The organism is Litoribaculum gwangyangense, from assembly GCF_039543505.1.
Lineage (GTDB): Bacteria > Bacteroidota > Bacteroidia > Flavobacteriales > Flavobacteriaceae > Litoribaculum > Litoribaculum gwangyangense.
In genome coordinates this window covers 138367-150044 of the sequence record NZ_BAABJW010000002.1, presented here as the reverse complement: position 1 = coordinate 150044, position 11678 = coordinate 138367, and the positions used below count along the sequence as shown (strand labels likewise).

7 protein-coding genes are annotated in these 11678 nt (G+C 33.5%); 4 read left to right on the top strand and 3 right to left on the bottom strand.

Annotated elements, in window-relative coordinates:
* Nucleotides 1–6: 6 nt before the first annotated feature.
* Both ABD963_RS06265 and ABD963_RS06260 read right to left on the bottom strand, forming a co-directional pair.
* Nucleotides 7–939: an MlaD family protein gene (locus ABD963_RS06265; protein WP_345276099.1), complete on the bottom strand. Its 933-nt coding sequence runs from the start codon at nucleotides 937–939 to the stop codon at nucleotides 7–9.
* Between the two features lie 122 nt (nucleotides 940–1061).
* Complete coding sequence (locus ABD963_RS06260) at nucleotides 1062–2150, bottom strand: N-acetylmuramoyl-L-alanine amidase family protein (RefSeq protein ID WP_345276098.1); 1089 nt, start codon at nucleotides 2148–2150, stop codon at nucleotides 1062–1064.
* Between the two features lie 205 nt (nucleotides 2151–2355).
* On the opposite strand from ABD963_RS06260, the gene ABD963_RS06255 reads away from it, so the two are divergent.
* A complete protein-coding gene (locus ABD963_RS06255) occupies nucleotides 2356–5136 on the top strand; it encodes a putative LPS assembly protein LptD (protein WP_345276097.1) in 2781 nt (926 codons plus the stop codon).
* Nucleotides 5137–5145: 9 nt separating this feature from the next.
* Nucleotides 5146–5526, top strand: coding sequence for a RidA family protein (locus ABD963_RS06250; protein WP_345276096.1), 381 nt, complete (start codon nucleotides 5146–5148; stop codon nucleotides 5524–5526).
* Between the two features lie 10 nt (nucleotides 5527–5536).
* Here the strand turns inward: ABD963_RS06250 and ABD963_RS06245 are convergent, their stop codons facing one another.
* Nucleotides 5537–6961, bottom strand: a complete 1425-nt coding sequence (locus ABD963_RS06245) for a response regulator (protein ID WP_345276095.1) — start codon at nucleotides 6959–6961, stop codon at nucleotides 5537–5539.
* Nucleotides 6962–7096: 135 nt separating this feature from the next.
* On the opposite strand from ABD963_RS06245, the gene ABD963_RS06240 reads away from it, so the two are divergent.
* Both ABD963_RS06240 and ABD963_RS06235 read left to right on the top strand, forming a co-directional pair.
* The gene (locus ABD963_RS06240; RefSeq protein WP_345276094.1) at nucleotides 7097–8137 is read left to right on the top strand and encodes a GMP reductase; all 1041 of its coding nucleotides are present in this window, start codon (nucleotides 7097–7099) and stop codon (nucleotides 8135–8137) included.
* A gap of 217 nt (nucleotides 8138–8354) precedes the next feature.
* Nucleotides 8355–11672: a transglutaminase family protein gene (locus ABD963_RS06235; protein ID WP_345276093.1), complete on the top strand. Its 3318-nt coding sequence runs from the start codon at nucleotides 8355–8357 to the stop codon at nucleotides 11670–11672.
* Nucleotides 11673–11678: the final 6 nt, after the last annotated feature.

The window sequence follows — 11678 nt, the reverse complement described above, 5'->3', positions numbered from 1 at the left end:
AATGCATTAGTTAGATGGTTCTGGTTCGTAAGGAATTTCTTTTTTGGATAAGATCCTTCTGTAACGTGCTGGATGCAATTTAATATCTCTTATCAATTCCTCCATTTCCTTGGTGGCAGCTTCGATATTGTTGTACAAACCTTCTTCTTTAAGTAATTTTCCTAATGTGCCTTCACCATTATCTACCTTTTCCAATACACTGTTTAAGTTTGTTAAAGTTATATTTAAAGATTCAATGGTTTTACCAATATTAGCATCCTTAAGATTGGTTGATAATAAGGCCAAATCTTGACTTGTTTTTTTAAAACTTTCAAGAGTGGTTGTTATATTTTCATTGTTTTTGGAGATTAAACCATTAACCGAATTGGAAGTGGCTTCAAATGATTTTAATGTTTCGTTTAGTTGCTCAACAGTGCGTTTCAAACCCTTTTCAGACTGGTCATTAACTACCTTGTTCAAACTCTTAATCAAGGAATCTGTAGATTTCAAAGTGGAATCCAAATTACTACTTAATCCTGAGAAATTTCTTGAAAGACTTGTTACAAGTCCAACCTCCACTTCCGATTTCAAAAGGTCGCCAGCTTTGGCCAGTTCGCCTTCATCACTCACTATTATGGCCAACCCATTACCACCCATTAAACCTGTTTCATACATCCTTACAACGCTTTCCTTAGAGAATTTCAATTCTTCATCAACGAAAAAAGCGACTCTGGTTTTACCTGTTTTAAAGTCGTATGAAATATTAGTAATTTTACCAACCGTATTTCCTTTAACGGTAACTGGAGAAGATGTGCTTAACGCGTTATAATTAAATTCCGTATAAAACACATTGGTTGATTCTAAAAGATTTTTACCTTTCAAATAGTTGAACCCAAAAATAAAAAGGATAATTCCTAGTATTACTAAAACACCTGTTTTAACTTCTTTTGATATTTTCATCTATAATTTGCTGTTTACTTTTAAATTTAAGATGAAATTATTTAATAACATATTGGTTACCCCCATCTCAAAATAAATATCGTATGATAAACAAATTTAATATAAATTTAAAAAGAACCATTCTAATTAGCTGTTGATTTTAAAGCATCTATTAAGTCTATTTTTTTGCCGTCTTTAAAAGCTACCACAAAACTGGAGTTGTATCCTTTTTTCTTTGCCTCAACTTCAAGTAGTTTTGTGTCTTCATAATTATTGGTACTACCATAAAAATATTTATAAAGACTGCCTTCTTTGATTCTTGAAATATTTTCCAAACCTTTAAAGTTATAGGATTTAGTTTCCAAAGCATTGGAACTGGCTGCGATTTGTATTTTAAAGGTAATATCCTTGCTGGATTGCTCTTCATTTTCGTAAGCTATCTCAGAGGTTGAGTATATACTTCCTATGTTGTTATCGATACTGTGTTTATACTCCAGTATAGCGTTAACAATAGATGTAGATATTTCTAACTGACCTTTTCTAGAATTTAAGTAAGCGCCTTCCTCTCTGTAGGTTAAAAATCCCATTTCAACCAAAACACTGGGCATTACGGTTTGGTGAAGCACTATAAAACCAGCTTGTTTTACACCTCTATTCTTTCTTTTTAAAACATTGGTGAATTTATTTTGTATTAAGCTAGCCAACATAATACTTTGATCTAAATACTCTTCTTGACTCAATAAAATACTCATTACAGATTCAGGCGAGTTGGGATCAAAACCCTCATAATTTTTCTCATAATCATCTTCCATGAAGATAACGGAGTTTTCCTTTTTGGCAACTTCAAAATTCGTTTCATTTCTGTGGGTTCCCAAAACAAAAGTCTCCGTACCATGAGCATCAGATTTATGAGAATTACAATGAACAGACACAAACAAATCGGCATTCGCCTTATTCGCTATTTTGCCTCTTACAAATAAATCTATGAACTTATCATCTTTACGCGTATAAATTACTTGAATATTGGGATCCTTTTCTAACTCTTTACCTACTTCCAAAACTACCTTTAAGGCGATATCCTTTTCCTTGAAGCCATTTCCAATATTTCCCGGATCTTTACCGCCATGTCCAGCATCTAGAACTACGACAAACTTTTTTGATGGTGGTATGTTTGGCCTTTTAATGAATGACGAAAAAACTAATAACATCATTAAGAATACGAAAAGATACATTCTATTCGTTTTTATGAAATAAATATTGCTTTTATTAATAAATCGCATACTATAATTTCTAATATTTTTTTGAATTTTATAAACTAAATATTTTTTATGGAACTAACGGTTAAAAAACTTTGTTTATTACCCCACTCTATTGAGCATTGTACAATTTTAAATTTTTAATTGAATAATAAATAATCCCAGAAAAATATATGTAATTTTGGCTTTTCAAAAACCGAGCCATACTATTACAAAAATACATTTAAAAGCGTTGCGCACAAACAACTTTAAAATACTTTTTGCATTAAGTTTTACAATGTTTATTAACATGATAAGCTTTGCCCAAGACATTCCTGTTAAGGCAAAAACAATAAATCGAAGTATTGCAGATAGCTTGGTCATTAGCTCCGATAGTCTTCAAACTCCCATATTATCTGAAAAAAAACAAGATTCTACTTTAATAGATTCTATTAAACCAAAAAAGGAACTTTTAGAGAATATTGTAAAGTATCATGCTGATGATTACACCAAATTTAGTCAAAAACAGCAAAAACTTTATCTGTACAACATGGCAAGAATTGATTATGGCGACATGAACATCACTGCTGGAAGTATAACCATAGATTATACCAAAAATACCGTTTATGCGAAGGGGATTATTGATTCCATTGAAGGATATACCCAAAAACCTGTTTTTACACAAGGGAGTAATATAGTGGAACCCGATTCCATTATTTTTAATACGGACACTAAAAAAGCCCTCATTTTTAATTCGAAAACCGAACAAGGTGAAGGTACCGTGATTGCAAATATTACAAAAAAAGAAAACGATTCTGTTTACTTCTTAAAAAATGCTAAATATACCACAGCCGAAAATTTAGAAGACCCAGAATACTATATAAAACTTAGAAAAGCTAAAATTGTACCTGGCAAGAAAATTGTAACGGGATTAGCAAATCTATTTATTTATGATGTACCAACTCCCTTAGGTTTGCCATTTGGTTTTTTTCCTCAAAGTGAAAAACAAACTTCTGGTGTTATTATTCCCACTTTTGGTGAACAAAACGAACGTGGTTTTTTTTTACAAAACGGAGGTTATTATTTCGCAATTAATGATTATATAGACTTAGCTGTTTTAGGGGATTATTTTACCAATGGCAGCTGGGGAACTAGATTAGAAAGCACTTATGCAAAACGTTACAGATTTAGGGGTAATGTTGGATTTAGATATGAAAATTTAATTACCAGCGAACGTGGCTTTGAAGATTATTCCAGAGGAACTATATATAATTTACGCTGGTCGCACAGTCAAGATTCCAAAGCTAACCCAAGTTCTCGTTTTTCAGCCTCCGTAAACTTAGGAAGTAGTAATTATTACAGAAATTCTGTAAATCAAGTAAATTCTGGGGCATTTCTGAATAACACCTTGGCATCATCTGTTTCCTACTCCAAAACCTTTGAAGGAGAACCCCAAGTTAATTTCAGTGTTACAGCTACACACTCTCAAAATACGAATACTGAGACCATCAATATGACACTTCCGACATTTCAAGGAAGTGTTGGTAGAATGTATCCATTTGCAGGAAAAAATGGTTCTAAAAAAGGTATCATTCAAAATGTCAATTTACAATACAATCTTCGTGGTGAAAATAGAATTCAAACAACTGATTCTTTATTCTTCAAAAAAGAAATGTTTGATTATGCAAGAGCTGGTTTTCAACACAGCATCCCAATAAACACCAACTTTAAAGTGTTTAAGTATTTTAGTATGAGTGCTAGTACTAATTACAACGAGGTATGGGCCTTTAATACCATTAATAAATCTTTTGATGCCTCCAACAGACAGACAGTTACTGAAACTGTGAATGGTTTCGATACTTTTAGAACTTATAATTTCAGCACCAGTATAGGGACAACCATTTATGGTATGTTTAATTTTGAAAAAGAAGGTAAAGACCCGAAAATTCAGAAAATAAGGCATGTCATGAGGCCTTCCATTAGTTATAATATAAATCCTGCTTTTAATAAGTATTATGAAAGTGCTGAAGTTATAAATGCCAACGGATTAACACAATCCGAATTGGATGTGATTTTGGAAAACAGAAACTTGGAATTTACCCGTTTTGAACAGGGAATATTTGGGGTGCCTGGTAAGAATTTTTCAAGTTCCATGGGCATTTCCGTATCCAATAATTTTGAAGCTAAAGTAAAAGATAAAGATAGTACCGCCACAGAACCAAAAAAAGTTATGTTACTTAACAATTTAAACTTTTCAACTTCTTATAATTTTGCTGGTGACTCTTTGCAGTGGAGCCCTGTAAGAATGACGGGAGGTACACAACTTTTTAAAGACAAAATGAGTATCAATTTTGGTGCAACACTAGACCCCTATGCCCTAGATAGTAATAACAACAGAATAGATAAGTTTAATATTGATAATGGAGGAAGTCTTTTTAGATTAACAAGTGCTAATTTCACAGCTAGTTGGTCTCTTTCAAGTAAAAAAGGTGATAAAAAGGATGATAATAATGATCCTGGAATTGATGAAAATGTTAGAAGTGGAGGTCGTGATGATGATTTATTTGGAGTATCTCAAGATTTTGCAAATCAACAAATAAATCCTGCAAAAGACAAGGAAAATGAAGAACCTAGCGAATTATACAATTACAAAATTCCTTGGAACTTAAGAGTCGCATATGCTCTAAATTATTCCAATTCTAGAAGGCAAAACGAAATTTCATCACATTCCCTTATGTTCTCAGGTGATATTGAATTATCCCCAAAATGGTCTGTTGGCGCATCCTCAGGTTACGATTTAAAAAATTCTGGTTTTACTTATACACAACTTCGTTTTGAACGCGATCTGTTAAGTTGGCGCATGAATTTTAGTTGGATTCCTTTCAGTGCGAGAACTTCATGGAACTTTTTTATAGGCATCAAATCTAGTATTTTAAAAGACCTCAAATATGAACAACGGAGACAACCGGATATAAGATTATAAAAATATCATATGAAAAAGATTATTACTACACATCAAGCGCCTGCTCCAATCGGACCATACAATCAAGCAGTTTTGGCAGGAAATACGTTATACACTTCAGGCCAAATAGCCTTCAATCCTGAAACTAATTTGTTGGTTCTAGATGATATAAAAACCGAAACCAAACAGGTTATGGAGAATTTGAAAGCGGTTTTAAAAGCAGCTAATATGACTTTTAACCACGTTGTAAAGTCATCAATTTTTATATCTAATATGGATGATTTTGCTTTAATAAATGAGGTTTATGGAAGTTATTTTGATGAAGCTAACGCTCCTGCACGTGAGACCGTTCAAGTTGCAAGATTGCCCAAAAATGTTAATGTGGAAATTAGCATGATAGCAGTAAAATAAGAATTTTATTTTAAGCCTTAGAATTTGTTTTAGAGTATTTTGAAAGTAGTGCTTTAAGCTTTACTACTTCTATGGGTTTTGCTAAAAAGTCATCAATTCCTGCTAATTTGGCTTTAATTAAATCCTTTTCAAAAGCACTAGCTGAAACCGCAATGATAGGCGTGTGTTTTAGAGCATACTTATCAGCCTCTTTTATGAACTTAGTGGCTTGGTAACCATCCATATCTGGCATATAAATATCCATAAATATCAAATCAAAATCTAATATTTTATAAAGTTCAACGGCCTCCAAACCGTTTTTTGCAAATGTACATTGTGCGCCTTGTTGCTCTAACAGAAACTTAATAACCTTTTGGTTCATTTTATTATCTTCGGCTACTAACACATTAAACTTATCGAATATAACTGGTCTAAGAACCTCTTCCGTAGTTTTAACATTCAAGGTCTTTTTTAGTTGTAAACTAAAATAAAATGTAGAACCCTCATTTACTTTACTTTCTAGTTTCAAACTTCCACCCATAAGTTTAACTATTTGGTCTGAAACAGAAAGGCCAACACCCCAACCTTTAAATTCTTTTAAAATGGACTTTTTAGTCCTTTTATCTAAGGAATTATCAAAAAAATGTTTTATTTCATCTGGTTTCATGCCTGAACCTGTATCTTTAATGTAAAAGGTAACAATTTGACTGTCATCAATTTCTACAGTTTGGTCAACTATTATGGATATTTTGCCGTCTTCTGTAAATTTTATGGCGTTATTAATTAAATTAATCAATACCAGTTGAATCCTTTCTGAATCGGCAAAGACCATAAATCGGTCCTTTTTTGGATCTGATAAAAATTTATGTTCAAATTCTAAGTCCTTTTCCCAAGCTTGATATTCAAAAACCTTGAATAGTTTTTGTAAATCAGATTTTAAATCCACTGCAGAAAGATTCAATTTAAACTCATTAGCTTCAATTTGTGCATTGTTAATGACCATATTAAATAACTGCAACAAATGTTTTGAAGAATATTCAGCTATATCTAATTTTAAGTTTTGTGCATGATCTAAATCTGTATCCTTCAACATCTTTATCATTCCTAAAACCGTGTTGAGAGGTGTTCTAACTTCATAACTCATATTAGCCAAATAAACCGACTTATCATCAATTACTGTATCAGAATCTTTTAGACTGTCGTTCAAAGTATTAATTCTAAGCCTTAAATTCTTTTCAATAACTTCATTTTTTAATTGGTTTTTAAAAAAATATTGGAGTGCAAAAACCTGAATTATGGCGAGTACAAATAAAAAAATAGCAGCACTCTCTATGAAGATATGTTTTTCAAGAAATGCATAACCAATAATGAGTATGGCTATTATTGAAATGAGAATAGAAAAGGATAATTTTCTCCTTATTTTTATAGAATTAAGAGACTTTAAGGTAAAACTCATTTAAAAGGACATTTTAACAAACATATCCATAAAAAAGTTAATTAACAAAAGTATCGTACTTAATTAACTTTTATAAATCATTTGATCATTTTACACTGAAATAATGTAATTTTAGATCTAAATTAATAACTGAAAATGCGAATAGAAAACGATATAAAATTAGGATTTAAAGATGTTATGATTCGTCCAAAACGTTCTACCTTAAAAAGCAGATCAGAGGTGACACTGGAACGTGAATTTAAATTTTTACATAGCCCTATTATATGGTCTGGTATACCAATAATGTCTGCAAACATGGACACTGTAGGCACTTTTGAAATGGCTAAGGCTTTATCTGAAAAAAAATTATTTACCAGCATACATAAACATTACTCGGTTGCACAATGGAATAATTTTTTGTCCTCATCGTCAGAAACTACTAAAAAGAATATAGCTGTAAGTACTGGCATTAGTAAACAGGATTCTGAAAAACTAGCTGCAATTATAAAAGCTTACCCGTTTTTAAACTTTATTTGCATTGATGTAGCCAATGGATATTCTGAATATTTTGCGGATTTTGTTAAACACACTCGAAGATTGTATCCAGAAAAGGTAATTATTGCTGGCAATGTTGTTACAGGTGAAATGGTTGAAGAACTTTTAATATCTGGAGCCGATATTGTGAAAGTAGGTATTGGTCCGGGTTCTGTTTGTACTACCCGAATTAAAACTGGTGTTGGTTATCCTCAATTATCGGCTATCATAGAATGTGCCGATGCAGCGCATGGTTTAGGTGGACAAATAATTAGTGATGGAGGTTGCACAACACCAGGAGACATTGCTAAGGCCTTTGGTGCTGGAGCTGATTTTGTAATGCTAGGTGGTATGTTGGCAGGACATGCCGAAAGCGGTGGTGAAATTATAGAAAGGGAAGGTAAATTATTTAAGAAATTTTATGGTATGAGTTCTTCCACAGCCATGGAAAAACATATTGGAGGTGTAGCAGAATATAGAGCTAGTGAAGGAAAAACAGTAGAAATTCCTTATAAAGGAAGTGTTGAAAACACCCTTCAAGATATTTTGGGAGGTCTGAGAAGTACCTGTACCTATGTGGGTGCATCACGCTTAAAAGAGCTTACAAAACGTACAACTTTTATTAGGGTTAATGAGCAAGAAAATAGATTTTACACCTCATAATACGGTATAAAAAATACATGTTTATCAATCAATAAAAAAATTATCAATTTTAAAAAAAATAAAGGCATAATTCATAAAATTCACATTTAAAATAATCTATTATCTGATACTTATTAATAATTATTCACTTTTAAAATATATAACTACATATTGCTTATAAATAGTTTATATTTAGTATATTTTTTAAGTAATTAATTTCAAAACCACCTTCACTTTCATGGCGTTAAAAATTGTTATTTCACACAAAACTCTTTACAAATACGATCGTTCAGTTTCTTTATCGCCACATATTTTTAGATTACGTCCGGCACCACACAGTAGAACACCTATTGAAGCTTATTCTATTAAAATAAAACCTGAAAATCATTTTTTTAATTGGCAACAAGACCCTTTTGGAAATTATTTAGCTCGTTTAACATTCCCTGAAAAAACGAAAGAACTTTCCATTGATGTTGAAATTATAGCCGATTTAAAAACCATAAATCCATTTGACTTTTTTGTTGAAAAATATGCTGAGGATTATCCTTTTAAATACCTAGAAACCACCAAAAAAGAACTTCTACCCTATCTGGAAATTACGGATAATGGCCCTGTTTTAAACGAATTTTTAAAGACAATAGATCTCTCGCCCAGAAAAACTATTTTCTTTTTAATAGATATCAATAGAAAAATATATGAGTACTTAAACTACAACATCAGGATGGATCCTGGTGTACAAACCTGTGAAGAAACACTGGTTCAAAAAAATGGTTCTTGTAGAGATTATGCTTGGTTATTTGTACAAGTTATGCGGCATTTAGGTTTTGGAGCGCGTTTTGTTTCAGGTTATTTGGTACAATTAAAATCGGATGAAAAATCGTTAGATGGTCCTTCGGGTCCTGAAGAAGATTTTACCGATTTACATGCTTGGGCTGAAGTTTACATTCCTGGTGCTGGTTGGATTGGGTTTGATGCTACATCTGGTTTATTGGCTGGAGAGGGGCATATCCCCTTGGCATGTACACCTTCCTTTGAAAGTGCAGCCCCAGTAAGTGGAATGACCGATATTTGTGAAACTGAATTCTTTTTTGAAAATTCAGTTAAACGCATTTTAGAATCACCTAGAGTAACCAAACCCTACACCGAAGAACAGTGGAATGCTATTTACAGTTTGGGGTTTAAGGTTGAAGATGAATTGGAGAAAGGTGATGTGCGATTAACTATGGGCGGCGAGCCTACCTTTGTATCCATTGATGACATGGAATCTCCTGAATGGAATACTGATGCCGATGGCAAACACAAACGTGAATTGGCTAAAAACCTTTCAACTAGACTTTATGACGAATTTGGTAAAGGTGGCGTATTGCATCAAGCCCAAGGCAAATGGTACCCGGGAGAACCACTTCCACGCTGGTCTATTGAGATTTGTTGGCGAAAAGATGGAAACCCAATTTGGAACAATAAGTCGTTATTATCCTTGTATTCTGACAACCCAAAACTTCCAAAAGACACCGATAAAAAATTCCTAAAAACGCTTACAAAATATTTAGGGCTTTCTGATAAAACCATCAAACCAACTTACGAGGATAGTTTTTATTTCCTTTGGCAAGAAGGTCAAATGCCGATTGATATTGACCCAACGAAGGAAAACGGTAATTTGTTGGTAAAAGATAAACTCAAAGAAATTTTAAAAGACGGTACTTCAAAACCTGTGGGTTACGTATTACCGTTAAATAATTCTGGAGGTACATGGTATAGTTGCGACTGGGAGTTTAGACGAAAAAACATCTTTTTAGTACCAGGTAACTCCCCTATTGGGTTGCGTTTACCACTTAATTCGCTAATTCAAAAACCAAAACAGCAAGAGTTTCCAAAGTTTGAACCCGATCAATTTTCAAAACAAGATGCTTTACCTGTGTTTTCTGATTTGGTAGCTAAAAGGCATAAAAAACCTATTGAAAACCAAAAAACTGAATATTTTGTTCGAACTGCTCTTTGTGCTGAAGTCAGAGATAATAAGTTATACTTGTTCTTGCCGCCCCTAGATGCTGCTGAATTCTATTTGGATTTAATAGCCTCCATTGAAGCTACTTCCAATGAACTCAATATTCCAGTGGTTTTTGAGGGTTACGATCCACCACATGATAATCGTCTCGAATCGATGAAAATTACGCCAGACCCAGGTGTGATTGAGGTAAATGTTCAACCTGCAAAGAATTGGAAGGAGCTCACACATAATACATTGGTATTATACGAACATGCCAAACAGTCGCGTTTAGGTACCGAAAAATTTATGCTTGATGGTAAGCACACGGGTACCGGCGGTGGTAACCACGTTACCCTTGGTGGTATTACACCTGCCGATAGCCCTTTATTACGCAAACCGAGTTTATTACGAAGTTTACTTACTTTTTGGCAACATCATCCTGGATTGTCTTATTTGTTTTCTGGAGCTTTTATTGGTGCCACCAGTCAAGCACCCCGAATTGATGAGGCAAGAATGGAAAATTTGTATGAGTTGGAAATTGCTTTCAGTAAAATCCCGAAGAATGGTGACGTGCCTTTTTGGTTAACCGATAGATTATTTCGTCATTTATTAACCGATTTAACAGGAAATACGCACCGGGCAGAATTTTGTATCGATAAACTATATTCACCTGATTCATCCTCAGGTCGCCTTGGTATATTGGAACTGCGGGCTTTCGATATGCCACCACATCCACAAATGAGTTTAATGCAAAACTTATTGGTTAGAACCTTAGTAGCATGGTTTTGGAAAACACCATATGAGCATGATTTGGTGAGATGGGGTACGGAGTTGCATGATAAATTTTTGATAGAACACTTCGTAAGGGAAGATATAAATGATGTAGTGAAACAACTCAATAAAGCTGGGTACGAATTCAAAGAAGACTGGTTTGATCCGTTTTTTGAATTTAGATTTCCACTACATGGTATGGTGGATATTAATGGAATGCATCTAGAATTAAGAGCAGCGATCGAGCCCTGGAATGTATTAGGTGAGGAAATGACTGGAGGAGGTACTGCCAGATATGTAGATTCATCGCTTGAACGGGTTCAAATAAAAGTTTCAAACTTTGTTAATGAAAGATATATTGTAACTTGCAACGGTGTTAGAGTCCCTTTAAGAAATACAGGCGTGAAAGGCGAATATGTTGCTGGGATCCGTTATAAAGCTTGGAACCCTTATTCCGCTTTACACCCTACTATTGGAGTAGACGCACCTTTGGTCTTTGATGTTGTCGATACTTGGAATAAACATTCCATTGGAGGCTGTACTTATTTTGTAGCACATCCAGGTGGTCGTTCCTATGAAACCTACCCTATAAATAGTTTGGAGGCAGAATCGAGGAGAATTAATCGTTTTTGGAGTTTCAATCATACCCAAGGCGACCTTGTACCCGATATGGATGATATCATTACCAAAAAAGAATTTCAAAAAATAAAGAAACAAACCAGTTCGAAGAAGTTTAAATATAAAGAGCTCCCTATAAATTTTGAATTTCCAAATACACTTGATTTAAGAAAAAAATAATATCCC